At 58.5% G+C, this 24,211-nt stretch carries 22 protein-coding genes and 1 tRNA gene; 8 read left to right on the top strand and 15 right to left on the bottom strand.

Annotation, left to right across the window (positions count from 1 at the left end; all coding sequences use genetic code 11):
* The first annotated feature begins 34 nt into the window (after positions 1-34).
* Both RBB47_RS15755 and RBB47_RS15750 read left to right on the top strand, forming a co-directional pair.
* On the top strand, positions 35-1,576 hold the full coding sequence (locus RBB47_RS15755; protein ID WP_305986798.1) for a sigma-54 dependent transcriptional regulator: 1,542 nt from the start codon (positions 35-37) through the stop codon (positions 1,574-1,576).
* A gap of 235 nt (positions 1,577-1,811) precedes the next feature.
* A complete protein-coding gene (locus tag RBB47_RS15750; RefSeq protein WP_305986796.1) occupies positions 1,812-3,605 on the top strand; it encodes a DUF882 domain-containing protein in 1,794 nt (597 codons plus the stop codon).
* A gap of 79 nt (positions 3,606-3,684) precedes the next feature.
* Here the strand turns inward: RBB47_RS15750 and RBB47_RS15745 are convergent, their stop codons facing one another.
* The 3 genes from RBB47_RS15745 to RBB47_RS15735 all read right to left on the bottom strand — a co-directional run bounded on the left by RBB47_RS15745 (position 3,685) and on the right by RBB47_RS15735 (position 5,234).
* Positions 3,685-3,951 carry a DUF2312 domain-containing protein gene (locus RBB47_RS15745; protein WP_305986794.1) on the bottom strand — a complete coding sequence of 89 codons (267 nt, stop codon included), beginning with the start codon at positions 3,949-3,951 and terminating at the stop codon, positions 3,685-3,687.
* Positions 3,952-4,092: 141 nt separating this feature from the next.
* Positions 4,093-4,389 (bottom strand): DUF1244 domain-containing protein, encoded by a 297-nt coding sequence (locus RBB47_RS15740; RefSeq protein ID WP_305986793.1) that lies wholly within the window; start codon positions 4,387-4,389, stop codon positions 4,093-4,095.
* A 35-nt stretch (positions 4,390-4,424) separates the two neighbouring features.
* Positions 4,425-5,234 (bottom strand): N-formylglutamate amidohydrolase, encoded by an 810-nt coding sequence (locus RBB47_RS15735; RefSeq protein ID WP_305986791.1) that lies wholly within the window; start codon positions 5,232-5,234, stop codon positions 4,425-4,427.
* Between the two features lie 483 nt (positions 5,235-5,717).
* Between RBB47_RS15735 and RBB47_RS15730 the strand changes: the two genes are divergently transcribed.
* Together RBB47_RS15730 and pyk are read left to right on the top strand one after the other, a co-directional pair.
* A complete protein-coding gene (locus RBB47_RS15730) occupies positions 5,718-6,149 on the top strand; it encodes a DUF1036 domain-containing protein (RefSeq protein WP_305986790.1) in 432 nt (143 codons plus the stop codon).
* Positions 6,146-7,582, top strand: coding sequence for a pyruvate kinase (gene pyk, locus RBB47_RS15725; protein ID WP_305986789.1), 1,437 nt, complete (start codon positions 6,146-6,148; stop codon positions 7,580-7,582). The genes RBB47_RS15730 and pyk overlap by 4 nt, the downstream gene beginning before the upstream one ends.
* 41 nt (positions 7,583-7,623) lie before the next feature.
* Here the strand turns inward: pyk and RBB47_RS15720 are convergent, their stop codons facing one another.
* From RBB47_RS15720 to cpdR, 5 genes are all read right to left on the bottom strand, one after another.
* Positions 7,624-8,628, bottom strand: a complete 1,005-nt coding sequence (locus RBB47_RS15720) for an alpha/beta fold hydrolase (RefSeq protein ID WP_305986787.1) — start codon at positions 8,626-8,628, stop codon at positions 7,624-7,626.
* Positions 8,629-8,679: 51 nt separating this feature from the next.
* Complete coding sequence (locus RBB47_RS15715) at positions 8,680-9,342, bottom strand: tetratricopeptide repeat protein (RefSeq protein ID WP_305986786.1); 663 nt, start codon at positions 9,340-9,342, stop codon at positions 8,680-8,682.
* 161 nt (positions 9,343-9,503) lie between these two features.
* Positions 9,504-9,629, bottom strand: coding sequence for a type B 50S ribosomal protein L36 (gene ykgO / locus RBB47_RS15710; protein ID WP_006932207.1), 126 nt, complete (start codon positions 9,627-9,629; stop codon positions 9,504-9,506).
* Positions 9,630-9,780: 151 nt separating this feature from the next.
* A tRNA-Val gene (locus RBB47_RS15705) sits at positions 9,781-9,855 on the bottom strand.
* A 135-nt stretch (positions 9,856-9,990) separates the two neighbouring features.
* Positions 9,991-10,350, bottom strand: a complete 360-nt coding sequence (gene cpdR, locus RBB47_RS15700) for a cell cycle two-component system response regulator CpdR (protein WP_305986783.1) — start codon at positions 10,348-10,350, stop codon at positions 9,991-9,993.
* 301 nt (positions 10,351-10,651) lie between these two features.
* On the opposite strand from cpdR, the gene RBB47_RS15695 reads away from it, so the two are divergent.
* Both RBB47_RS15695 and hisN read left to right on the top strand, forming a co-directional pair.
* Positions 10,652-11,497, top strand: coding sequence for an N-formylglutamate amidohydrolase (locus RBB47_RS15695; protein ID WP_305986973.1), 846 nt, complete (start codon positions 10,652-10,654; stop codon positions 11,495-11,497).
* 271 nt (positions 11,498-11,768) lie between these two features.
* Positions 11,769-12,569, top strand: coding sequence for a histidinol-phosphatase (hisN, locus tag RBB47_RS15690; protein WP_305986782.1), 801 nt, complete (start codon positions 11,769-11,771; stop codon positions 12,567-12,569).
* Between the two features lie 41 nt (positions 12,570-12,610).
* Here hisN and RBB47_RS15685 read toward each other — a convergent pair whose 3' ends face one another.
* Positions 12,611-13,684, bottom strand: a complete 1,074-nt coding sequence (locus RBB47_RS15685; protein WP_305986780.1) for an alpha/beta fold hydrolase — start codon at positions 13,682-13,684, stop codon at positions 12,611-12,613.
* A gap of 95 nt (positions 13,685-13,779) precedes the next feature.
* Positions 13,780-14,211, bottom strand: coding sequence for a hypothetical protein (locus tag RBB47_RS15680; protein WP_305986779.1), 432 nt, complete (start codon positions 14,209-14,211; stop codon positions 13,780-13,782).
* A 262-nt stretch (positions 14,212-14,473) separates the two neighbouring features.
* Here RBB47_RS15680 and RBB47_RS15675 point away from each other — a divergent pair, with 262 nt between their 5' ends.
* Positions 14,474-14,920: an Hsp20 family protein gene (locus tag RBB47_RS15675; RefSeq protein ID WP_305986777.1), complete on the top strand. Its 447-nt coding sequence runs from the start codon at positions 14,474-14,476 to the stop codon at positions 14,918-14,920.
* Between the two features lie 80 nt (positions 14,921-15,000).
* Here RBB47_RS15675 and RBB47_RS15670 read toward each other — a convergent pair whose 3' ends face one another.
* From RBB47_RS15670 to RBB47_RS15650, 5 genes are all read right to left on the bottom strand, one after another.
* Positions 15,001-16,059, bottom strand: a complete 1,059-nt coding sequence (locus RBB47_RS15670) for a low specificity L-threonine aldolase (RefSeq protein WP_305986776.1) — start codon at positions 16,057-16,059, stop codon at positions 15,001-15,003.
* Positions 16,060-16,104: 45 nt separating this feature from the next.
* Positions 16,105-16,689 (bottom strand): DoxX family protein, encoded by a 585-nt coding sequence (locus RBB47_RS15665; RefSeq protein WP_305986775.1) that lies wholly within the window; start codon positions 16,687-16,689, stop codon positions 16,105-16,107.
* 49 nt (positions 16,690-16,738) lie between these two features.
* A complete protein-coding gene (locus tag RBB47_RS15660) occupies positions 16,739-17,521 on the bottom strand; it encodes a DUF2063 domain-containing protein (protein WP_305986774.1) in 783 nt (260 codons plus the stop codon).
* Between the two features lies 1 nt (position 17,522).
* The gene (locus RBB47_RS15655; RefSeq protein ID WP_305986773.1) at positions 17,523-18,413 is read right to left on the bottom strand and encodes a DUF692 domain-containing protein; all 891 of its coding nucleotides are present in this window, start codon (positions 18,411-18,413) and stop codon (positions 17,523-17,525) included.
* A 96-nt stretch (positions 18,414-18,509) separates the two neighbouring features.
* Complete coding sequence (locus RBB47_RS15650) at positions 18,510-18,809, bottom strand: DUF2282 domain-containing protein (protein ID WP_305986772.1); 300 nt, start codon at positions 18,807-18,809, stop codon at positions 18,510-18,512.
* A 605-nt stretch (positions 18,810-19,414) separates the two neighbouring features.
* Between RBB47_RS15650 and gltB the strand changes: the two genes are divergently transcribed.
* The gene (gltB, locus tag RBB47_RS15645; RefSeq protein WP_305986771.1) at positions 19,415-24,145 is read left to right on the top strand and encodes a glutamate synthase large subunit; all 4,731 of its coding nucleotides are present in this window, start codon (positions 19,415-19,417) and stop codon (positions 24,143-24,145) included.
* Positions 24,146-24,211 lie beyond the last annotated feature (66 nt).

Below are 24,211 nucleotides of genomic sequence, written 5' to 3'. Positions count from 1 at the left end.
AAACGAGACAAATTGAAGTGATCTGAACCAGCCCATGCAAGCGACAAGCGGAAAAATTCTCATCGTTGACGACGATCCGATCCAGCGCCGGCTTCTGGAGGAGGCCGTCAAAAAGTTCGGCTATCGTTCGAAAACCGCGGAAAACGGCGTGGAAGCGGTACAGATCATGAGTGGCCCGGAATCGAGCGAGATCGATCTGATCATTCTCGACATGGTCATGCCGGAATTGGACGGGCTCGGTGTGCTTGAGCGCCTTCGCGGCGACAAGAACGCAACTCCCGTGATCGTGCAGACGGCCCATGGTGGCATCGACACCGTCGTCAGCGTTATGAACGCGGGCGCACAGGACTTTGTCGTCAAACCCGTGGCTCCCGAGCGGCTGAACGTCTCCATCCGCAATTTGCTGAAAACCTCCGCCCTCGAAGACGAGATTACGAGGTTCCGCAAACAGGCCTCCGGCACTCTGACCTTTGCCGACATCATCACGCATTCCGCAGCCATGGAGCGCGTGATCAGTCTCGGCAAGAGGGCCGCGGCATCCAACATCCCGATCCTGATCGAGGGCGAAAGCGGTGTCGGAAAGGAAATGATCGCAAGCGCCATCCAGGGCTCAAGCGACCGCAGATCCAAGCCGCTGATCGCGGTCAATTGCGGGGCCATCGCAGAAAACCTGGTGGAATCCATCCTGTTCGGACATGAAAAGGGAGCCTTCACGGGCGCTGTGGACAAGCATGTCGGCAAGTTTCAGGAAGCCCATGGCGGCACCCTGTTCCTGGATGAAGTCGGCGAACTGCCACAGGACGTTCAGGTCAAGCTGCTGCGCGCAATCCAGGAAAACGAAATCGACCCCATCGGCGCTCGCCGCCCGGTCAAAGTGGATTTTCGCCTGATCTCAGCCACGAACCGGCGTCTGATCGACCAGGTCAAGGAGGGTGTCTTCCGGGAAGACCTCTACTACCGTCTCAATGTCTTTCCGATCTGGATTCCGCCATTGCGCGACCGTCGGGAAGACGTTCCGGCGCTCACCAGGCACTTCCTCGCCCGCTTCGCTGCGGAAGAGGGCAAGCCTCATGTCGCAGGCGTCGCGACCGACACCTTGGCAATGCTGCAGGACTATCATTGGCCGGGCAATATCCGCCAGCTTGAGAACGCAGTGTTCCGCGCTGTCGTGCTGTGCGACGGTGCCCAGCTTACCGTAAACGACTTTCCCCAGATCGCGGCAGCTGTTGAGCAACCGGCTGTGGCCGTGCCCGCCGCACCGGCTTTGCAGCCTGACACACCGCCCGAGACATCCGCTCTCGCTGCACCCTCTGAACCGCAACCGGCACCGTCACCTGTCGCACCACAGAGCGGCTTTGAGCTGGCGGCACCGTTTGGGTTCATGCGCAACCTCGACCGGGAAGGTCACGTACGCAAGCTGGCCGACATTGAAGAAGAACTGATTCGAGCAGCGATCAATCACTATTCCGGCCGGATGACGGAGGTCGCCAAACGGCTGGGAATTGGCCGCTCCACACTTTATCGCAAGCTGAAAGAATACGGCCTGGACGACAATGACAAAAATGCCGCAGCCTGAATAACGTCAGAAATCTGGCGATGTTGTCGAAATGGACGATTTTTTGACGCATTCTGCCCTTATCCAGCCCGGGAGCAGGGTTTTTATCGATTGAGCGCGTGGCGTTGCATATCTGCCACGATTACCACGCAAGCGAAAATAGGGTAAAAACTTCTTAACTTACCGCGGTTAGGATAAGTCTCCTGCTGGGGAGCATGGGATGGGCGAAAGCCATCAGTAAACGGCGAGATAGAGATTGCGTAACCGGTTAGTTGATTTCAGCGCCGTCGGTTGGCTAAAGCGTGCTGCAAAGTTTGTTGGCGCGTTTGCCATCGTGTCCGCATTCGCCATCACGGCGACACAAGCGCAGACCCGCACGCTCAAGCTTTACAACACGCATACCAAAGAGCGTGTTTCGATCACGTTCAAGAAAAACGGACGCTATCTGCCGGAAGGCCTGCGCGAAGCCAATCGCTTCCTTCGGGATTGGCGGCGCAATGAAATCACCAAGATCGACCCCGAGCTTCTGGACCTCATCTGGGAAGTCTATCGGGAAGTGCGCGGCAAGGACTACATCTACGTGGTCTCAAGCTATCGCTCACCGGCGACCAACAACATGCTGCGCAAGCGTTCTTCGGGCGTTGCGAGGAACAGTCAGCACACGCTCGGCAAGGCGATGGATTTTTACATCCCCGGTGTCAATCTTGCGAAACTGAGGGCAACCGGACTGCGCAAGCAGGTCGGTGGTGTCGGATACTATCCCCGCTCAGGGTCACCCTTCGTCCACATGGACACCGGGCGCGTGCGCCATTGGCCAAAGATGAGCCGCAAGCAGCTTGCGAAGGTCTTTCCGAACGGCAAAACACTGCACATTCCTTCAGACGGCAAGCCGTTGAAGGGCTACCAGCTTGCCCTTGCCGAATCCAAGTCCGGCAAGAGCCGTTCGTCGCGGCCGACGATCGTCGCCTCCAACCGGGATTCGGATAACCGGCCGCGGACCGCCTCAACGAGGGGACAAAGCGTCCGGGAAGCGGATGAACCAATCCGCGCTTCGACAGGGGGCGAGCGGTCCTCTGGCGGCGGCAACCTGTTTGCCGGTCTGTTTGGCGGTGGCAACAACAAGGACAAGGACCAGGAAAACCGTGCCGGTGCGGTACGCACCAGAACGGCCCAGGCTGAGACAGCTTCCAAGGTGTCCCCGGTCTTGAAAAATCCGCCTGTCCCGTCGCCCAAGTTTATCGAGACCAAGCCGGAACCGGCAGCCGAAGAACCGATTCTGGTGGCAAGTGCCGGACCGGCTGTGAAACCAGCTATCGATGGACCGACACCGCCGCAGCCGGTCGGAAACCCGCCGGCGCCGAACACGCTGGATGCGCAGCGCTTCGCACTTGAAAGCGGGGAAACGCCAATAGCCAGCGAGGCGATTGATTCTCGGTTCCAGGTCGCAGCCGCGCCGTCGCAAAAACCGAACAATGGCCTGAGCGAAGCCGCGAAGGTTGCGGCTGCAGAACTCGGAATTGACAACGAAGGTCCTGCGACACCGCCTGCGGACGATCCTGTTGCGGCAATCGCCGCCGCGACCGGAACGCCAGTCCCCTCGCCGTCGCCGGCACCCCGCCCCGGAACCACGCTCGCCTACGCATCTGCGACCGCAACACCTCCGACGCTGAACCGGTCTTTGCGCCCGTCGGTGTCTTCACCGCAGCAGGAAACGGTTGCACGGGCCAGCGCGGCGGAGCCTGCGGCCCCGGCGCGGACACAACCCTCGTTGTCTGGCCGCATTCCGCGCGAGCAGATCATCGATCCCATGGCCGGCTTTGCAAGCCTGCCGGACAAGTCGGCACCTGCATTGCTGTCCGGTGCCGGTACAACGCGGCATCAGACCTTCGCTTTGCTTAGCCATCCCAATCAGCGTCAGCTGAAAAACGTGATGATGCCGGGCAATCGGTTCGTCGCATCAAGCTTTGAAGCAACCCCCTACGGCGCGTTGAGAACCGATCGTTTCGACGGACCCGCCGTAATCGTTCTGCCCGTAAGATACGCGCGCTGACCTCTGCGCACCGGGTTTACCGTAAAAAAAGAGCGGCTCGACGGCCGCTCTTTTTCTTTGCCTAACAAAACGGGAAAGCTTAGCTCTCCGGCGCTGCCGGACCGGCCATCCCAAGCGCGTGCATGTAGAGGTCAAGAACCGCTTCTTCCTCTTCGCGCTCGTGGGGCTGTTTCTTGCGAAGCGACACGATCTTGCGCATGATTTTCACGTCATAGCCGTTGCCCTTGGCTTCTGCGTAGACGTCCTTGATGTCGTCCGCAATCACCTTTTTTTCTTCTTCCAAGCGCTCGATGCGTTCGACGAAGGCGCGCAGCTGATCGGCTGCTACTCCACCCGGATCGGACATGTATTTCGGTCTCCTTGCTTCTTTTTCTTGAGCGGTCACTCATCGACCCGGGCGATCACTGCCCACCCGGTCAAAACCAGAATTCGTGCCGTGCCAGACTCGGCGGTCATCGTCAAGCGCCTGCCCCGCTACGGCCGCGGCTCAATGCTCTGGCTTGTTCTTTTCAAAGGCAGCCTGCTGTTCTGCAGTGGCCTCCGTCTGATACTTGTCTTTCCATTCCTGGTAGGGCATGCCGTACACGATTTCACGCGCATCCGCCTTTTCAAGGTCCATGCCTTTTTCCTGCGCCGCGTCCTGATACCAGTTGGACAGGCAGTTTCGGCAAAAGCCTGCCAGGTTCATCATGTCGATATTCTGGACATCGGTGCGGCCGCGCAAATGGTCGACAAGGCGTCTGAAGACCGCAGCTTCCAGTTCGAGTTTCGTTTGATCATCCATCGTCAGGAACTCCCCTGTGAGTCATTGTCCAACAATCAGGTCTTGTCGCATCGCGACTTGAAATACTTGATTTTGCGGCAGTCGGGCAACGCTGCAATGGCTTGCAGGATTGGCACAAGCCGACCGGCCCACTCCAATTGTCCGTTTTCGCCGGCGATCAGATCCTGTCGCAACTCCAGCAGGATGTGGGCGAGGCCGCGACGCGTTGCGTGCCGATACATTGTGTCGTTTTTGAGAGCCCCGTCATATGGCTCGTTGTCGCCGACAACCAGATCGCCGTCTGCTCTCAAGTCGCGGAGCATCGGTTCGACCGCACGCGGGTCACTGTCCCAAAGAACCGTCGCATGCCAGGGACGCGGCGCGCCGCGCCAGACGGGCGTGAAACTGTGGATCGAGACCATCACCGGCGGCAGCGCCTTGGCGATCATCGCGTCCAGTGTTTCGTCGATGAGATCGTGATAGGGCCTGTGGAAGTGCGCGATACGATAGGCGCGCTCGCTTGCGTCGACCCCGGCATTACCCGGCACCACCGCACCGTCCGAAAGCCGCATGATCAGCGTCGGATCGTCCTCACCCCGGTTCGGATCGATCAACAGTCTTGAAAAGGTCGACAGGCAAGCAGGTGCATTCAGCCGGCGCGCCAGTTCCAGCGTTACGGCGCGGGCTCCGATGTCGTAGCCGATGTGACGTTCGAACTGTTCAGGAGCAACGCCCAGGTCGCCGTACTCTCCTGGCACGGTGTTTCGCGCGTGGTCGCACAAAAGCAGTATCCCGGAATTGAAATCGCCGTTCACATATTCGGTCGGCTGGAAAATTTCACCGGCCATGGCAGCTGTCTGTGTCATGTCATGCTTCGTGGAAGGACCTTGGGCGCCGAACGCGCAGACGCTCAGGTTTACGGCAAACCGATCAAAGAACCAAGCCCGAATACACAAATCGCAGCCGCTGCCAGGCGTCGATTCGAGACATGGACCTAGACCAGGCCTAACTTTGGAAAACTCTGTGAATTCAGGGCCCTTTTGCGTCGCGAAACCGCATTTGTATACGCTTTATTGACGGCTAACATCTATCAGCGGATAAACCGCCATGTTCCCGCCCCATTTCTGGCCACATAGGTGTCTTTATCGTTCTTGCGGGCAGAATAATCGGGACGGTTTCGGGAAGCGCGTTCGGGTGATTGCCCGCAGTTAATCCTGTTAACGACGTTGACAAGACCCTGTTGTCGACGCAAAAAGCGAATGTCAGTAAAGCAGCAAAGTGAATGACTGCATATGTTTGAGGTTGGGGAACGGCACCAAGGATGGTCTCGGGCGCGCATTGGCACGCCCATGAAGGCTGTTGTCGCCGTTTTCCTGGCCGTGCTGTTTTTCTCCGCGACCAGCGACGAGGCAAGAGCCGACCTCCGGCTCTGCAACAAGACCGACAGTCAGGTCGGTGTTGCCATCGGATATAAGGACAAGACCGACTGGGTCACAGAGGGCTGGTGGAACCTGGCCTCGAATTCTTGTGAAACGCTGGTACCGGGATCGCTGGTGTCACGATACTATTACATCTACGCAGTTGATTACGACCAATTCGGCGAATGGGGTGGCCGGGCCTTCATGTGCACCCGGGAGAAAGAATTCACCATTCGCGGAATTGAGGACTGTGTGGCTCGTGGCTTTGAGCGGACAGGCTTTTTTGAAATCGACACGGGTGAGCAGAGTAGCTGGACGGTCCAGCTGACCGAGCCCGTGCAACAAGGGACAGGTGGGCGATGAGGCGAAACCGGCGAGTGAAAATTCTAGCAACTCTCGGACCCTCTTCCTCAGAACAAGACATCATAGAAAACCTGTATCGCTCTGGTGCGGACGTGTTCCGCATCAATATGAGCCATGCGGACCATGATCGTTTGAAGTTGCTCGTTGAGCGAATCCGTTCTGTTGAGGAAAAAGTTGGACGACCGATCGGCATTCTGGCCGATCTGCAGGGCCCGAAGCTACGTGTGGGCACATTCTCCGATGGTCCGGTCATGCTGGAGAACGGAGCAACCTTCATTCTTGATGCAGACACTTCGGACGGCGACGTCAATCGGGTTCATCTGCCGCATCCGGAAATTCTTCACGCGCTTGAGCCGGGTCATCGGTTGTTGCTGGATGACGGCAAGATCCAGCTGAAGGTCGTGGAAGCCAGCAATACCAAGGCGGTGACCGAAGTTATCGTCGGCGGCAAGCTGTCCGACCGCAAGGGGGTCAGCGTTCCGGATTCGGAAATCGCGACCAGTGCGATGACGGAAAAGGACCACAAGGACCTGATCGCCGCGCTTGAGCAGAATGTCGACTGGGTCGCGCTGTCTTTCGTTCAGCGCCCGGACGACATTTCGGAAGTGCGCAAGATCACCCGTGGCCGTGCAGGCGTTCTGGCGAAAATCGAAAAGCCACAGGCAATAGGCCGCCTCGACGAAATCATCGAATTGTCCGACGCAATCATGGTCGCACGCGGTGACCTCGGTGTTGAAATGCCGTTGGAACAGGTCCCCGGACTGCAAAAACGCATCACCCGTGCCTGCAGGCGCGCAGGCAAGCCTGTCGTCATCGCAACGCAGATGCTGGAGTCCATGATCACTTCTCCCGTGCCGACCCGTGCCGAAGTCTCCGACGTCGCGACGGCGGTCTTCGAAGGCGCCGACGCGGTCATGCTGTCGGCGGAATCGGCAGCCGGCGAGTTTCCGATCGAAGCGGTGTCGACGATGGACAAGATCGCGCACCAGGTCGAGCAGGACAACAACTACCGCACCATCATCGACGCCCAAAGGGCCGAACCGGAAGCGACCGGTGCCGATGCGATTTCAGCGGCTGCCCGGCAGATCGCCGAAACCCTCAACCTGGCTGCCGTTGTCTGCTACACCACGTCCGGAGCAACCGGCCTTCGAGCCTCTCGCGAACGCCCTTCCTCGCCGGTGATTGTCCTTTCACCCGTGCTGGCAACGGCGCGCCGCCTGTCACTCGGTTGGGGCCTTCACTGCGTTGTCAGTGAGGACGCGGCAAACGAGGAAGACATGGTCGATCGTGCGTGCAGCATCTCTTTTTCGGAAGGCTTTGCAAAACCCGGCCAGCGGGTCATCGTCACGGCGGGTGTGCCTTTCGGAACACCGGGATCCACCAATATGTTGCGGATTGCCTTTGTCGGCAACGACGGCCAGGGTGGCATTTGACGATCTAATCGTTTGAATTGAGCGGCGGACACCGCCGCTCATCAATTCGCCGCTGCAGCGTTCGCCAAAGAGCCTACGAGCTCCGTCTCATTCCGGCTTTCCACTCTCGCCATGAGATCTTCCAGCGCCCGCACAACGATGTCAGTGTGGGTCAGATGAGGCATGTGCCCCACCCTGTCGAGCATCACAAGTTCCGCGTCAGGCAGGTCTCGTAACAACCCTTCACAATGGATGGAAGGCCAGACCACCTGATCCTCCGTTCCTGTGACGATCAGTGCCGGCTGGCAGAGATCTCCATAGCGCTCGGACTGTTCGATGATGGCCGGCTTCAGCGATGCGATTTGCCGTGCATTCGCCCGGAACGTATGCGGGCGGAAAAGCAGCGGAAGTTTAGTCTTTTCCGGATAGTCCGGTATTGCCGGATCGGGAAAAAACACGTTCGCCATGGCATTTGGCGCAAGTCGGTAACCGACCGGCAGGGTCAGCGTCCAACAGAAAAGGCTGCCAATTCCCGGCAGGGCGGCAACGTTGTAGTACCAGTTGACACCACCTGGCCACACGTGACTGACAGGTGACAGAAACGCAAGCCCCGTCACCCGGTCAGGCGCTGCGAGGCCAAGCGCTGCCGCAACAGCGCCGCCGTAGGAATGGCCCACAACGACAGCATTGCCGATCTCAAGTTTTTCCAGAAGACGGGCCAGGACTTTTGCCTGATCTTCAGGCCGCTCATAAGATCCCGTATCTGCGTCCGAAAATCCGAGACCAGGGCGATCCACAAAGAGCAAGGGGCACTTGCCCTTGAGCGTCTCCAGAAAAGCCAGTCGCGGATCATACGCGTTGCCGCTGGCGCCGTGGAGGAAAACCAGAACCGGCTGATCCGGCCTTTCGACTGCTGCCGGATAAAAATGATAATGCAAGCGCGCGCCGTCGACCGATGCAAACGATCCGTCCGGCTTGATGGTGGTCTCTATCCGCCTGACCTGAAAAAACGTGTAGACGGCGCAAACAAGCAAGAGCGCCGCAAGAAGAAGAACAATCGTGATCATGGTGCGGAAATAGCATCCAGCGACGGACAATCAAGACAAGGAATTGTCAACTCAGGCTGGAGCCCCTTCCGCTTCCTTTTCGAGGTCCTCGATTGCCTCCAGTGCGTTTTCAAGGCCTGGATGGATCTCTAGCGCCCGTCTAAAGGTCTCCAGCGCTTCGGTATCGAAGCCCAGTCGGCGCTGGATGATTGCAAGTCCGGAAAGCGCTCCCCAATGGCGCGGCTCCAAGGCGAGCGTGCGTTCGATGTCGACAAGCGACTTGCCAAAATCCTCGCGCATGTAGTGCACGGTCGCCCGGCGGTTCCAGCCTTCGGCAAACGAGGGCTTCAGAACCACGACGACGTCAAGAAGGTCGAGCGCCAGTCCATGGTCATCTGCCTGGATGGCCTTGCCCGCGCGCGACATCAGGATATCAACCGTGTCGCTTCCGGAGTCCATCCAGAGCATCTGGATTTCACGGGCAAGCCGCTCGGCCGAAGTCGGCTCTTCCACATCGGCAAGATCCGCGAACAACTGATCAAGGCGGGACTGTTCTTCCTCAGGGTCTGTTTCTTCCACGACAACCTGGCCGCCATCCTCAGGCAGCGCATCCGGCAGCGGGCTGAAATCCTCCGCCGATGGCGGTTCGACTTCAGGCCCCAGATCCGGAACCGTCTGGGCACCGGACAGAGAGGGAATTACCGACAGCAAAAGGGCAAACAAAAAAATCCGCATCCAACGATTATGGGTCGTTGAATGCGGCGGTCAATCCGGGATTTCAACACTTCTTTGTGCGCGCTTTCAGCTGGAGGCTCTCGGCGGCCGGGATGTCCCGGTTAACCACCTTGCACACAACGTGTTTCCGGGCTGCCACGTGCGCCCGGACAACAACAAGCTTAGCCCTGGCGTGCCTTGAAACGCGGGTTTTTCTTGTTGATGATGTAGACGCGGCCTTTCCGGCGAACCATACGGTTGTCCCGGTGGCGGGTCATGAGCGCTTTAAGCGAGTTCTTGATCTTCATGTCACTGTCCCCCGTAAGGGCCCCGTTACTTTAAACCAAATGAGCGCCTGAGGCGCTCACATTCATCTGGGCCGGTCACAAAGCAGCTGCAAACACTGCGCCTGTCTTCAGATCAACCCGCGCGTCATGGAACCATCAATCAGCGCAACAATGGTGGGCGTGACAGGGATTGAACCTGTGACCCCTTCGATGTCAACGAAGTGCTCTCCCGCTGAGCTACACGCCCGAATTTCTCGGTGTCCGGCGCCGCTGCGCCGTGGTGGAGTGCGATATAACGGGGATCGCCTGCCAGTGCAACCCCCCTTTTCAACCAGCAGACAAAATTTCCGTGCTCCGAAAGACCCTTTCGACAGCGCAGTCTTCAGGCCGCCAGCATGCGCTCCACTTCCTGAACAAGATCCTTGAGATGAAAGGGTTTTGACAGAACCTTGGCGTCCTTGGGTGCGTCGGATTCCGGGTTGAGCGCCACGGCGGCAAAACCGGTGATGAACATGACCTTGAGGTCGGGGTCGAGCTCGGTGGCCCGCCGCGCCAATTCGATGCCATCCATCTCTGGCATGACGATATCTGTCAGAAGGAGAGAGAACGGCTCTTCGCGCAAACGCTCGTAAGCGCTTCTGCCGTTATCGAACGAGACGACATCGTACCCGGCGTTTTCCAGCGCTTTTGCCAAGAAGCGGCGCATATCGTTATCATCTTCAGCTAGCAGGATACGCGACATTTTGTTCGACCATTCCTTATTAATCTGTCTGGCAGGCCAGGGTCAGGACTTACCTTTTGCCGGTTATAGCTCGAATTCCACAGAATGGTAGGGAGAATTGGTTCTGCAAAGCTTTTCGCTCACTGACTGTGGACTGCGTGTTGATTCCTTGGCACCATAGGTAAAAGGTTTCCGTTAGCAGTTGGAGAGGCCTGACCCAAAAGGTGCGACAAGCAGGACACATAATTTGACGGACGAAACGACGCCCTCAAACAAGACCCCGTTCGAAGCCGATTTTAACGGCCTTCCGGCATTTGAGGTCCTGTGCCCCGCCGACCAGCGGGTGCCGTTTGTCTTCAACTCGCCGCATTCCGGGCGGCAATACTCCCGCGGCTTCCTTGAATCTTCGCGCTTGAACGAGTCCTCGATCAGGCGCTCAGAAGACGCCTATGTCGATGATTTGTTCACGCACGTCGTCCCACTGGGAGCGCCGCTCTTGCGGGCGCATTTTCCCCGCGCCTATCTTGATGTGAACCGGGAACCTTATGAACTGGACCCGAAGATGTTCGATGGCAGGCTGCCGTCTTACGCAAATGTCCGCTCTATACGGGTCGCAGGCGGGCTGGGAACAGTCGCTCGCATTGTCAGTGAAAACCATGAGATTTACCGGCACAGGCTGCCCGTCGAAGAAGCTTTGAACCGGATCGAGGAGATCTACAAGCCCTATCATTCGACGCTGAGACGCCTTTTGGCCCAAACCCACGTCACGTTCGGCTACGCCATCCTGATCGATTGCCATTCGATGCCGTCCAGCGTGAAGTGTCAGACCACCGACACGCGGCCGGACTTCGTTCTTGGCGACCGCTACGGCACCAGTTGCAACAGCGAAGTTACCGAATATGCCTGTTCCATCCTGCGTAAGATGGGGTACAGCGTCAGCCGCAACAAACCCTATGCAGGCGGTTTCATAACCGAACATTACGGACGCCCGGCAAGCGGACTGCACGCTCTTCAGGTCGAAATCAACCGTGGTCTCTACATGAACGAAACCACGCAGGAGCCTTCGGCCGGCTTTGAAGATCTGTTTCACAATCTCAGAGAGTTCGCCACAGAACTGATTTCAATGCCTGACGCAGCCCTTCCTGCCGACCCGATCGCCGCCGAATAGCATCAGCCCAAAAAAAGAGGCCGCACTCAAAAGAGGCGGCCCGAGTCTAGGGAGGAAACGCCCAAGGAGGGCGATGCGATAAAAGATATCGCACTGCAATAAAATCGCACCGCACCGCACAAAGGTCAAGCCTGAATAGGTTTCATTCCTGTACAAACTATGGGCAATTTATGCGGTTTTGCAGATTCAATTTTCGGCAGAACAGGTTATACAAGCGGCACACCGGGTGTTTTCAGCGTGACGCACCTCCCTTCCACAAAGGAAAACCGTGATGATCAGGCCTGTTTCCAGCCCGAATGAGCTTGCCCCCTTTCTGGACAGACTGGCGGATGCAGCCACGGAGGCCATCATGCCGCATTTCCGGCAGGGGTTTACGGTCGACAACAAAAGGGACACCGGATTTGACCCTGTGACCATTGCCGACAAGAACGGTGAGACGGCAATGCGAGCGCTGATCAACAGCAGCTATCCCGAACACGGCATACTCGGTGAAGAACACGGCCCGGAAAACCTGGACGCCGAAAATGTCTGGGTTCTCGACCCGATCGACGGCACGCGAGCCTTTATCACCGGGTTGCCCACCTGGGGAACGCTTATAGGGCTGAGAACCGGCGGCACGGCGAGCCTCGGCATGATGGTGCAACCCTATATCGGTGAACGCTTTGCCGGCGACAAGGAGCACGCCTGGTACAAGGGACCGCTGGGTGACAGATCACTGAAGACGCGCGCCTGCACCCGGCTCCAGGACGCCACCATATTCACCACCACACCGGCCATTTTCACCGAAGCTGAAAGAGAAGCTTACGACAGGGTCGAAGCCTCCGTGCAGCTCGCAAGATACGGCACCGATTGTTATGCCTATTGCATGGTTGCGTCCGGTCACGGCGACGCGGTCATCGAAACCGGCCTGCAAGCCTATGACATCGTTGCACTTGTGCCGATCATCGAGGGTGCTGGCGGTGTCGTCACGACGTGGACCGGTGGTTCTCCTTCGGACGGCGGGCAGATCGTCGCTTCCGGTGACCCGCGCCTTCATGAAATTCTCCTCAAGGAGCTCTCGAGACCGGCCTGAGCCAAAGGATCGTTCAGCGAAGAAACCGGATCGCGTGGCAGTCACAATCGGTCTGTTTCCAGCTCCTGCTCGACTTCCATTCCCGGAACAAAGGCGTCGAACGCGGCCCAGAACTGGTCCCGGAAAACATCACGCTCAAACATGATTTCGTGGGCCGCGCCCGGTATCTCCACGTAAGCAGCGGATCTGGTCCGCGCCACGAAATCCTCGATTACCGGCGTTGAGACAATTCTGTCCTCACCGGCAGCGAGGATGAGGCAGGGCAGCTTTATGCCCGGTCCGGCATCCCGTCTGCGCAAGGGCATCATTGTGCGCGCAGCCGCGTTCAGCCAGCCAATCGTTGCCGATCCCACTCCAATTTCGGGCGCCTTTTCAAGCACCTTGTTGAACCGTTCGAATCGCTCACGATCTGAGGTCTGCCGGTTTTTCTCGAAAGGCACGAACAGTTTTGCGTTTCCGCCCGGGACAAACAGCCGGCCGAAGCCGATTAGCGACAAAACACGCGCAAGCGGAAACGCGACCTTTTCGATAAACACAGACGTTTTGGGCGCACTTGCCCGCAGAGGCGCCTGCCCAAGGAGGCCGAAGGTGATCTTGCGAAGGAAACGGCGTCTGACATCGCCGAGACCAAGGGCATGCGACCCCGATGGCAATCCGAGCAGAGCACTCGTAATGACAGCTCTGTCCAGCATCGTCCGAAGACGCTCCGTATCCGACAACAGAACCAGACCGCCCGTTGAATGCGCGAGCGCAAAATGCGGGCCCGGGTAGGTTGACAGCGAAACTTCCTTCAGCACTGTCCGCAGGTCGATCCGAAACTTCTTGAAATTCGAGATATGGCCGCGTCTCGGGTTGCGAGTGATGCGCTGTGAGCCGCCCTGCCCGCGCCAGTCGAAGGCCACAACGGCGAAGCCGCGACCGCGCAGGTCTTCAACCACTTCAAAGTATTTTTCGATGAACTCGGCGCGCCCCTGCAGCAACGTCACGGTGCCGCGCCGTTGCTTTCCACCTGCAGGCCAATGCGCGTACCGGATCTTGATACCGTCGGACGTCGTCACAAAGCCGGTCTGGGTTCCATCCGGTATCGGGTTTTCGGGATGATCGATAAGACTCATGGTCTTATGTGATAACGGGCTTCGACCTTGCCGACAACAAACTTCGGGCCGGCTCTTTGAAGAGCCAGCCCCGAAAGATGTGCTGGTTTTGTGGCTTACCAGCGGTACTGGAAGTAGACGCCATGTCCGATCGGGCGGCTACGCACAATGTGAGCGGTCCTTGCATCGACAACCAGCCGGACCGGCATACCGCGCCAACCAATGGCCTTGACGACGTAGACAGGGCCGCGACGGTCGATGATCCTGATCTTGTAGAAACCACGATGACGCAGGCTACGGCGAATCTGACGCGGACCCAGGGTGTAGTAACCGCCGCCATGGCCACCCTTCCAGCCTTTGCCATTGCCCTTGTGCTTGCCGTAGCCCTTTTTCTTGTGATGGACCTGAACAATTGGTGCATCCTGCGGTGCCTGAAGCTGCTTAGCTGCTGCAATCGGAGCAGCGGACGCGGAAGAACTAAAACCGACGGAAGCCAGCATGATGGCTCCTGCGATCGACGCGGAAAGTGCTGAAGTCTTAACAAACATAACAATGTCTCCTGATCTGACCGCCAACGCTGCGCTGACGTTGATCAGAAGATGCACCACACCGCTTGAACCCAAACGGAAGGCTCCGTTCATCTGGTGTTCATCTCAGGAGCTGATTGCTCTTGAAATTAAATTCCGCAATTCCCACCTCAACCGTGCAGGCGCCAATCGGGTCTGCAAGCCGTTCCCGTCCCGCCAATACGGGGGACAGGACAAACATCAAAATCAGTGAAGTATCTGTTGCTCAAAGGAGGACACTTTAATGCGTCACTTGGACTTCTCTCCCCTATACCGGTCAACCGTCGGTTTTGACCGTCTCTTCTCGATGCTGGATACCGCCGGCAACGACACCCCGACTTACCCGCCCTACAACATCGAACGCACCGGCGAAAACGCCTATCGCATCACGATGGCCGTTGCCGGCTTCACCGACGCCGAATTGTCGGTCGAGGCCAAGGAACATGTGCTGACGATCAAGGGTGAAAAAGCGGACGAAGACACCGACAAGGAAATTCTTTACCGCGGCATCGCATCGCGCACATTCGAGCGCCGCTTCCAGATCGCCGAGCACGTCCGCGTTGACGGTGCCAGCCTGGAAAACGGCCTGCTGCATGTTGATCTGGTCCGGGAAATTCCCGAAGCCATGAAACCGCGCAAGATCGAAATCGCATCCGGCGCGTCCAAGCAGATCGAATCCAAAGCTCATTAATCAACTGATCTGAAGTCGATTAATCGCCAAATGGGGCGCTCGGGAAACCGGGCGCCCTTTGCATTTGCGACTTGCGCCCGTCATCCCGTCCTGGCAAGCGCTTCCAAAAACGCGTCAACGTCCTGGTCGGTCGTTGCGTAGCTCGTCACCATTCGAAAACAGACTTCGTCGCCAGTTGGCGCGACATTGTCCGACACGTCGTCGGCAGGCCATTCGTAGATATGGGCGCCCGCAGCCTTGAGATCGTCGAACTGGGTGCGTTTTAGGATCGGAAAGAGCTCATTGGCTTCGACCGGCCATGCCGTACGTCCGCCTATTGACGCTATGCCATCCGACAGCCTGTTGGCCATGGTGTTGGCATGCGCCGCCGTCGCGAGCCAGCTGTCGTTCTCAAAAAAGCCATCGAACTGGGCCGCCACGAAACGGCTTTTGGAGAAAAGATGCCCGGCTCTCTTGCGAAAATATTCAAAATCCCTGGCTTTCTCCGGATCGAAAAAGACCACGGCTTCTGCGCACCAGCAGCCGTTCTTGGTGCCTCCGAATGACAAAACGTCGACACCGGCCTTCCACGTCATCTCCGCTGGTGTGCAGCCGAGCGTAACAAGCGCATTGGTAAACCTTGCGCCGTCCATGTGAAGCGGGACGGACCGCGAATGTGCGATCTCTGCAATCGCTTCGATTTCACCGATGGAATAGACCGTTCCGCACTCTGTCGCCTGGCTGATCGAAACGGATGCGACTTGCCCATGCATCACCACACCATCTGGAAAGGCCGACATGGCATCCTGCAGCGATGCAGCCGTCAGTTTGCCCGAGGCTCCTGGAATGCCGACGAGCTTGTTGCCGCTGGTCATGAACTCCGGACAGTTGCATTCGTCAACATTGATATGGCTGCCGCGATGGCAGAAAACGGCGCCGCCCGGCCTGGCATAAGCTGCAAGGGCAAGCGCGTTTGCAGCTGTTCCCGTCGCCACAAAAAAGACGGCGACGTCCCGCTCGAATATGTCGTTGAAGCTGCGTTCGACGCTTTCGGTGAGCGGGTCTTTACCGTAAGCCGGCGTAAACCCGGTGTTATGGCGGGTCAGTGCCGACATCACCGCCGGAGCCGCACCCGCCCAGTTATCGCTTGCGAAAATCATGTGCCGGTTTAACCAGTTGGCATCTCACCCGGCAACCTGAATCTCTCAGTAATACATTTCCTGCTTGCGGTAATAGCGACCGAGCAGCCAATCCAGCGAAATCACACCTGGTCCCTTGAGCACCGGCACCAGCAGCAGGAAAACCCAGAGCAGGCGATCGTCGGAGACAATCCCGTAAGGATCACCGTCGAAGAAGGCGCCAATGGACTTCGCATCAAGGCCATGCCCGGTAATGTCGACATAAGTCATGACGCCAATGAAGATAATCATGCCAACGCTGGCAGCCCGGGTAAAAAGGCCGACCACGACAAGAACAGGCAGAATGAACTCACCCCATGTACCCAGCAACACAATCAGGCCGTAGGGGAAATACTCGATCTGGCTGGTGTCGTAGCTCACCTGTTCCATAAGCTGGGGAAACATCTGGGCGTAGGCACCGGCCGTCGGCGTGAAGATGTTCATGATGCTTCCGCCGATCTTCGTCATAGCGGAATTGAGGAAGAACTGCAGCAGAACGGCCGCAAAGATCAGGCGTGCCGCAAGTCCGAGAAACCAGCCATTGGTAATCCGCTCAAGTCCACCGAAAACGGCAGTGTACAATCTCACGAAGAAGCCGATGAGAGCACCCATTTAAGTCCCCCTTTCCCTTTCCAATCGAAGACCCCAGGCTTTTATAAGTTCAAGCCGTGACGAGATCCTTAAATGCACCGTTTGAAAGACAATCCGACAGACAATCGGACAATGAAAATTCCTCGACCTGAGCTTGCGCAGATGCAGCAGCTTCACCGAGCATTGCACCGCTTAGAAGCGCGTTCAAGAACACGTCTCCTCCCGGGCGCAGCAACAAAAGATTGACGTCGTAGTCCGGCCGCGTGATCAGCACGGACTGCGAAGCTTCAAGATCAACGTCGATTTCGGCATCGGGCTCGAACCTGTTCACACGCATCAGGTCCCAGACCGGCCAACGGGAGACAACCATGTCTGTCGCGGGATGCTTCTCGAACCGGACTGTTCCAAGAGCCTCCGGATCGACAGAACCGAGCGCGGCAGGGTCCATGGGTGCGGCATCAGCAGCGTGGTAGGATTGCAACCAGGCCCATTCGACCCGCGCCACGTCCGCGAGATACGGATAAGCCTCGAGCGGGGGAAACGCTTCTATAAAGCCTGCAAACTCCGCCCCGTACCACAACAACACGGGTGATGTCGGCGGATGGCGAACAACGAAGGCTCTCGCAAGGGCCTTGAAGTAGTCTTCGCCCAACAGATTTCGGATCGCCGGAAAAGTCTGCTCCAGCGCCTCGCTGAGGCTGACGATGACGTTGTTGCGGTAGACGCTGAAACGTTTCGGAGCGGTAAGACCATCCGGGCCGGTCAATCCGGACGGTGTCTCGGCTTCCGGATCCCAGATCGCCTGACCAAATTCGCCGGAACCAACTCTTGTAGGAAACTCGGGCACGTTCATCTCAGACCGCACGCTTGAAACCCGCGCCGGATTCCTGGCTGAGAATACGGTCTGCAGCTTGCGCCTCGGCAAGCAGGACCGGCCATGCCGGCACATCGTTGTCCCATTCGATCAGGGTCGGCACTGGTCCGTTGCGCTCGACAACGGTTTCGTAGAGCGCCCAGACTGCGTCATCCACCTCGCGATCATGGGCATCGATCAACAGTGGCCGGCCCGCATCGTCAACGTCCGGTGCGTGGCCTCCGAGATGGATTTCACCGACCCGGTCCATGGGAAAGTCCTGAAGATACTCGATCGCCGAGCGGGCATGATTGGTGCTCGACACATGAACGTTGTTGACGTCGAGCAGCAGTCCGCACCCCGTGCGGCGGGTGATTTCCTTGAGGAAGTCGAGTTCGCTCATCGTGCTTTGTTCGAAAGCAACGTAGGTCGACGGATTCTCCAGGAGCATCTTGCGTCCGACCTTCTCTTGGACCTCGTCGATGTGATCGCACACGCGGTCGAGGGTCGCCTTGTCGTAAGGCACGGGAAGAAGGTCGTTGAAATACGTGGTGTCATGCGTGGACCAGGCGAGGTGCTCGGAAAAGAGGCCCGGCTCATATCGCCTGTTGAGGTCAGCAAGTCTTTGAAGGTGGCTCTTGTCGAGCGGCTGTTCGCCGCCTATGGAAAGGCCGACGCCGTGGAGCGACAACGGATACCGCTCCCGGATTGCTTCAAGTTGGCGATGCGGCACACCGCCCGCACCCATGTAGTTTTCGGCATGAACTTCGAAAAAGCCGATATCCGCACCTGTATCCAGGACATCTTGAACGTGGTCCGCCTTCAGCCCCGCGCCGGCACGCGCCGGTACGGCAGCGTCAATTCGTGTCGGTTCGGTTGAATGGGAGGGCATGTCACGCTCCAGCTGGAAAAGAGGCTTTCAGGCAGGCGGCATGATGACCGCCTGCCTGAAAACGTTTGGTGCCCGTAAAGCGGGCAAAACCGGATCTTAGGCTTCCGGCAGGTCGCGGTCGAGTTCGGTCAGTGAGCCCTTGCGGTCGCCCGGCAGTTCCATGGAAACGCAGGTGCCTTTCGGAACGAGCGTCCAGGCGTTGCCCTGATAATCGACAGTAGACGTGCCTGCACAGGTCGTACCCGCACCGGCCTTACAATCGTTCTGGCCTTTCAGGGAAATACCGTAGCACTTTTCCTTCGCCTGCGCGTGGGCAGGCACAGTGGCGGAAAGACCTGCAACAGCGGTTGCAACAGCGCCGGCAACGATGGCCGCAGACATAGCCTTATGTTTCATTTCGAACTCCTCTGGTCGAACCAAGTCTTTTCGGGGCCAACGCTCCTCCGGTGCAGCGTAGGCGCAGGACGTAAATGAGCATATTGCTGATAAATAGGAAATCAAACGCCTGTGACCGTTTTGCGAGCAGACATTGATTGTTTTTCACAAACGAAATTTTCTTACGCAAATCGGACCAGAAATGACCTTTCGAGACAATTGGCACTTTTTGAGTGAAACAATTATACTGCCGCCGCACAGAAACACACTTGCCCATGGCGGTGAAATCTGTCATGTTCCGCGCGCCTAGAATAGGACAGGTATGCTGTCCCAATTATCACGGCGCCGGTGGCACATGCCGGATACCATAAAAGAAGCAGCGGCCAAGCTGACTGGTCGACGGATCCAGGGAGGATTCGCGACAATACGAAACGACAGGTTTCGGCAGCGGCAGGTTCGCTGCGGCAATGCGACGGTTTGATTTGGTAGACCGGCGCGGTAATACAACGACAGAGCCGGGGCGTGGATGCCAGGGTTCGCCGAGCCGCATTCTTGATGGAATGCGACCCGAACGAAACCGGACGCTTCAAGCAACGGCACCACTGGGGTTAACAGTGAGGGCGCACATGACGAGAAAAGAGCTGACGACCAGCACAGCCATGCAAGCAGGCAGCGTGGACACGAAGGCCACCGCCGCAACACTTGCCGAACGACTGGGCACGGCCGCCGACCAAGGGCTCTACAATCCGTCGCGCGAACACGATGCCTGTGGTGTCGGTTTTATTACCCACCTGAAGGGCGAGAAGTCTCACAAGATCATTGCGGACGGGCTGCAGGTGCTGGAAAACCTGACGCACCGGGGCGCCGTTGGCGCAGATCCGCTCATGGGTGACGGCGCCGGCATGCTGGTTCAGATCCCGCACCGCTTCTTTGCCGAAGAAATGGAAAAGACGGGCTCACCGCTTCCGGAATTCGGTCACTACGGTGTCGGCTTTATATTCATGCCGCAGGACGGCGAGCTGCGCGCCAAATGTGAAGAAATCGTTGAGCGCGTCATCAAGGCCGAAGGTGAAGAGCTGATTGGCTGGCGCGACGTTCCGGTCGACAATTCCTCGCTGTCCAAGGCGCCCGATATCGCAGCGACCGAACCCGTGTCCCGCCAGGTCTTCATCAAACGGACCAGCAGCGAGGACCAGGACGCGTTCGAGCGCCGGCTTTATGTCTTGCGCAAGGTGATCTCCAACACGGTGCGCGCCGAGACCGATGCGGTCACAAAGGGTTTCTATATCGTCTCGCTGTCCAGCCGCACGATTGTCTACAAGGGCATGTTCCTCGCCTACCAGCTCGGCGCTTATTATGCCGACCTGAAGGACGAGCGGTTCACGTCAGCGCTCGCGCTGGTTCACCAGCGCTTCTCGACCAACACTTTCCCGTCCTGGGACCTGTCACACCCCTACCGCATGGTCGCGCATAATGGCGAGATCAACACGCTGCGCGGCAACGTCAACTGGATGGCGGCAAGACAGGCATCCGTGTCCTCCGCCCTTCTCGGGGACGACATTTCGAAGCTGTGGCCGATTTCTTACGAAGGTCAATCGGACACCGCCTGTTTCGACAATGCGCTGGAGTTTCTCACCATGGGCGGCTACTCGCTTGCCCATGCGGCGATGATGCTGATCCCGGAAGCTTGGGCCGGCAATCCGCTGATGGACGACAACCGCCGCGCCTTTTATGAATATCATGCAGCGCTGATGGAACCGTGGGACGGACCCGCTGCCGTTGCCTTTACCGACGGCCGCCAGATCGGCGCAACCCTGGACCGCAACGGCCTGCGCCCTGCGCGCTACATCGTCACTGACGACGACTTTGTCATCATGTCTTCTGAAGTCGGTGTGCTGCCAGTGGAAGAAAGCAGCATCATCCAGAAATGGCGCTTGCAGCCCGGCAAGATGCTGCTCATCGACCTTGAGGAAGGCCGCATCGTTTCCGACGATGAGATCAAGCGCGAGCTGTCGACCGCAAACCCGTACAAAGACTGGCTGCATCGCACCCAGATCGTTCTGGAAGACCTGCCCGGCGTGCGCCAGCGCGCACCGGTTGCCGGCGAGAGCCTGCTCGATCGTCAGCAGGCCTTCGGCTACACCCAGGAAGACATCAAGCTTCTGATGACGCCGATGGCGACCGTCGGCCAGGAGGCCATCGGCTCCATGGGAACCGATACGCCGATCTCCGCACTCTCCGACAAGTCGAAGCCGCTCTACACCTATTTCAAGCAGAACTTTGCCCAGGTCACCAACCCGCCGATCGACCCGATCCGCGAGGAATTGGTGATGAGCCTGGTGTCTTTCATCGGTCCGCGTCCGAACATCTTCGATCTGAAGGGCCTATCCACCTCCAAGCGCCTGGAGGTACGTCAGCCGATCCTGACGAACGAAGATCTTGAGAAGATCCGCGCGATCGGCGACATCGCCGACAACCAGTTTTCCGCCAAGACGCTCGACATCACCTACAGCGCCGAGAAAGGCGCCAACGGAATGGAAGGCGCTCTGGACGAGCTTTGCCAGCGGGCGGAAAAGGCTGTTCGCGATGGCTACAACATCATCATCCTGTCCGACCGTCTGATCAGCCGCTCGCGGATTGCGATCCCGGCGCTTCTGGCAACGGCCGCTGTCCACCATCACCTGATCCGCAAGGGCCTGCGCACCTCCGTCGGCCTTGTCGTGGAAACGGGCGAAGCGCGCGAAGTTCACCACTTCTGCGTCCTTGCCGGTTTCGGCGCAGAAGCGATCAACCCCTATCTGGCCTTCGAGACGCTGCTTTCCATGCACATGGAAATGGACTTTCCGGAGGAAGTGGACCAGTACGAGGTCGTCGAGCGCTACATCAAGTCGATCGACAAGGGCATCCTGAAGGTCATGTCCAAAATGGGCATCTCCACCTATCAGTCCTATTGCGGCGCCCAGATTTTCGACGCTGTCGGTCTCGGTTCGGATTTCGTCGAGAAGTATTTCTTCGGCACGGCAACCATGATCGAAGGCATCGGTCTTTCGGAAGTCGCCGAGGAAACTGTCCTCAGGCACTCGGAAGCCTTCGGTGACGTTGCAATCCTGCGCCGGTCGCTGGAAGTCGGCGGAGAATACGCCTACCGGACGCGCGGCGAGAACCACATGTGGACGCCGGATTCCATCGCCCAGCTTCAGCATGCGGTGCGCGCGAAGCTGCCGGACATGTACCGTGCCTTCGCCGAGGAGGTGAACGAAAAGAGCGGGCGCTACGCGATCCGCGGCCTGTTCCGTATCAAGGGCGCGGACGAAATCGGCCGTACTGCCATCGATCTCGACCAGGTTGAATCGGCGGATAGCATCGTCAAGCGGTTCGTCACCGGCGCCATGTCGTTCGGATCCATTTCCCGCGAGGCGCACACCACCCTTGCGATCGCCATGAACCAGATCGGCGGCAAGTCGAATACCGGTGAAGGTGGCGAGGAGCCGGAGCGCTTTAATCCGCTGCCCGACGGGTCGATGAACCCGCGACGTTCAGCAATCAAGCAGGTGGCTTCTGGCCGCTTCGGCGTGACGACGGAGTATCTCGTCAATTCCGACATGATCCAGATTAAGGTTGCCCAGGGTGCCAAGCCCGGCGAGGGTGGCCAGCTTCCGGGTCACAAGGTCGATGCGGTGATCGCAAAGGTGCGCCATTCCACCCCCGGTGTCGGCCTGATCTCACCGCCGCCGCACCACGATATTTACTCCATCGAGGATCTGGCGCAGCTCATTTACGATCTGAAGAACGTCAATCCGGAAGCAGACATCTCAGTCAAGCTGGTCTCGGAAGTCGGCGTCGGCACCGTTGCCGCCGGTGTTGCCAAGGCCCGCGCGGACCACATCACGATTTCCGGCTATGACGGCGGCACGGGTGCATCCCCGCTCACGTCCATCAAGCACGCCGGCAGCCCCTGGGAAATCGGTCTTGCAGAAACCCAGCAGACGCTGGTCCTGAACGGCCTGCGCTCGCGCGTTGCCCTGCAGGTCGACGGCGGCCTGCGCACCGGGCGCGACGTGATCGTCGGTGCCCTGCTTGGCGCGGACGAGTTCGGTTTCTCGACGGCACCGCTGATCGCAGCCGGTTGTCTGATGATGCGCAAGTGTCATCTCAACACGTGCCCGGTCGGCATCGCGACCCAGGACCCCGTCCTGCGCAAGCGTTTCAAGGGCACACCGGAACACGTGATCAACTACTTCTTCTATGTCGCAGAGGAAGTCCGGGAGATCATGGCCGGGCTCGGCATCGAGAAGTTGGACGACCTGATCGGCCGCTCCGACTTCCTCGACAAGAACGCTGCCATTGAACACTGGAAAGCCAAGGGGCTTGATTTCACGCGCATCTTCTTCCAGCCGGAAGCGGAGCCTGAAGAAACCCGCTGGACCCAGACACAGGATCACCCGATCGTCGACATTCTCGACCGGCGCCTGATCGCGGCCGCCAAACCGGCCCTGGACAGCAAGGAACCGACCATCATTGACGAGACCATCTGCTCGGTCGACCGATCCGTCGGCGCGATGCTGTCAGGTGAAATCGCCAAGCGGTACGGCAACAAGGGCCTGAAGAAACCCGATACGCTGAAGATCAATCTGAAGGGCACAGCAGGCCAGGCATTCGGTGCCTTCGTCGCGCGCGGCGTCACGATCGATCTGGCCGGCGATGCCAACGACTATGTCGGCAAGGGCCTTGCCGGCGGCAAGCTGATCGTCCGCCCGCCGGAAAACACGCGCATCGTCGCCGAAGACTCCATCATCGTCGGCAATACCGTGCTATACGGCGCGACCGAGGGTGAATGTTACTTCCGCGGTGTCGCGGGCGAACGCTTTGCGGTTCGCAACTCCGGCGCCGTCGCGGTTGTGGAAGGCGTTGGCGACCACGGCTGCGAATACATGACCGGCGGCGTCGTTGTTGTGATCGGAAAAACCGGGCGCAACTTTGCAGCCGGCATGTCAGGCGGCATTGCCTACGTTCTTGACGAGGACGGCTCCTTCGGAACCCGGTGCAATCTTGCCATGGTCGATCTGGAACCCGTCACGGAAGAAGACGATCTTCTGGAAAAACTCCATCACCATGGCGGTGACATTGAACACAAGGGCCGTGTCGACCTCTCTTCTGACATGACGCGTCACGACGACGAGCGCCTGCGTCAGCTGCTCAGCAAACATGCGGAGCTGACCGGCTCGACCAAGGCCATGGCGATCCTTGAAGACTGGGCGACCTACAGGCCGAAATTCGTCAAGGTGATGCCGGTCGAGTACCGCCGAGCGCTTCGGGAAATGGAAGAACAGCGCCTCGGCATGGTCGCGGCCGAATAATTACGGGACACAGCAGCACGGTTCTCAGCCGCTTTGAGCGGCCGATGGCAGCCGGAATGAAAAGAC

Origin of the sequence: Roseibium sp. MMSF_3544 (genome assembly GCF_030732845.1) — a bacterium.
GTDB lineage: Bacteria > Pseudomonadota > Alphaproteobacteria > Rhizobiales > Stappiaceae > Roseibium.
Note: the sequence above shows the minus strand (reverse complement) of the source record. Positions and strands in the feature narration are given on the sequence as shown.

Coding starts and splice junctions, on each gene's coding strand:
- RBB47_RS15755 (WP_305986798.1), top strand. CDS start 35: ATGCAAGCGACAAGCGGAAAAATTCTCATCGTTGACGACGATCCGATC.
- RBB47_RS15745 (WP_305986794.1), bottom strand. CDS start 3,951: ATGTCCGATCCGGGTGGAGTAGCAGCCGATCAGCTGCGCGCCTTCGTC.
- RBB47_RS15740 (WP_305986793.1), bottom strand. CDS start 4,389: ATGGATGATCAAACGAAACTCGAACTGGAAGCTGCGGTCTTCAGACGC.
- RBB47_RS15735 (WP_305986791.1), bottom strand. CDS start 5,234: ATGACACAGACAGCTGCCATGGCCGGTGAAATTTTCCAGCCGACCGAA.
- RBB47_RS15730 (WP_305986790.1), top strand. CDS start 5,718: ATGAAGGCTGTTGTCGCCGTTTTCCTGGCCGTGCTGTTTTTCTCCGCG.
- pyk (WP_305986789.1), top strand. CDS start 6,146: ATGAGGCGAAACCGGCGAGTGAAAATTCTAGCAACTCTCGGACCCTCT.
- RBB47_RS15720 (WP_305986787.1), bottom strand. CDS start 8,628: ATGATCACGATTGTTCTTCTTCTTGCGGCGCTCTTGCTTGTTTGCGCC.
- RBB47_RS15715 (WP_305986786.1), bottom strand. CDS start 9,342: ATGCGGATTTTTTTGTTTGCCCTTTTGCTGTCGGTAATTCCCTCTCTG.
- ykgO (WP_006932207.1), bottom strand. CDS start 9,629: ATGAAGATCAAGAACTCGCTTAAAGCGCTCATGACCCGCCACCGGGAC.
- cpdR (WP_305986783.1), bottom strand. CDS start 10,350: ATGTCGCGTATCCTGCTAGCTGAAGATGATAACGATATGCGCCGCTTC.
- hisN (WP_305986782.1), top strand. CDS start 11,769: ATGATCAGGCCTGTTTCCAGCCCGAATGAGCTTGCCCCCTTTCTGGAC.
- RBB47_RS15685 (WP_305986780.1), bottom strand. CDS start 13,684: ATGAGTCTTATCGATCATCCCGAAAACCCGATACCGGATGGAACCCAG.
- RBB47_RS15680 (WP_305986779.1), bottom strand. CDS start 14,211: ATGTTTGTTAAGACTTCAGCACTTTCCGCGTCGATCGCAGGAGCCATC.
- RBB47_RS15675 (WP_305986777.1), top strand. CDS start 14,474: ATGCGTCACTTGGACTTCTCTCCCCTATACCGGTCAACCGTCGGTTTT.
- RBB47_RS15670 (WP_305986776.1), bottom strand. CDS start 16,059: ATGATTTTCGCAAGCGATAACTGGGCGGGTGCGGCTCCGGCGGTGATG.
- RBB47_RS15665 (WP_305986775.1), bottom strand. CDS start 16,689: ATGGGTGCTCTCATCGGCTTCTTCGTGAGATTGTACACTGCCGTTTTC.
- RBB47_RS15660 (WP_305986774.1), bottom strand. CDS start 17,521: ATGAACGTGCCCGAGTTTCCTACAAGAGTTGGTTCCGGCGAATTTGGT.
- RBB47_RS15655 (WP_305986773.1), bottom strand. CDS start 18,413: ATGCCCTCCCATTCAACCGAACCGACACGAATTGACGCTGCCGTACCG.
- RBB47_RS15650 (WP_305986772.1), bottom strand. CDS start 18,809: ATGAAACATAAGGCTATGTCTGCGGCCATCGTTGCCGGCGCTGTTGCA.
- gltB (WP_305986771.1), top strand. CDS start 19,415: ATGACGAGAAAAGAGCTGACGACCAGCACAGCCATGCAAGCAGGCAGC.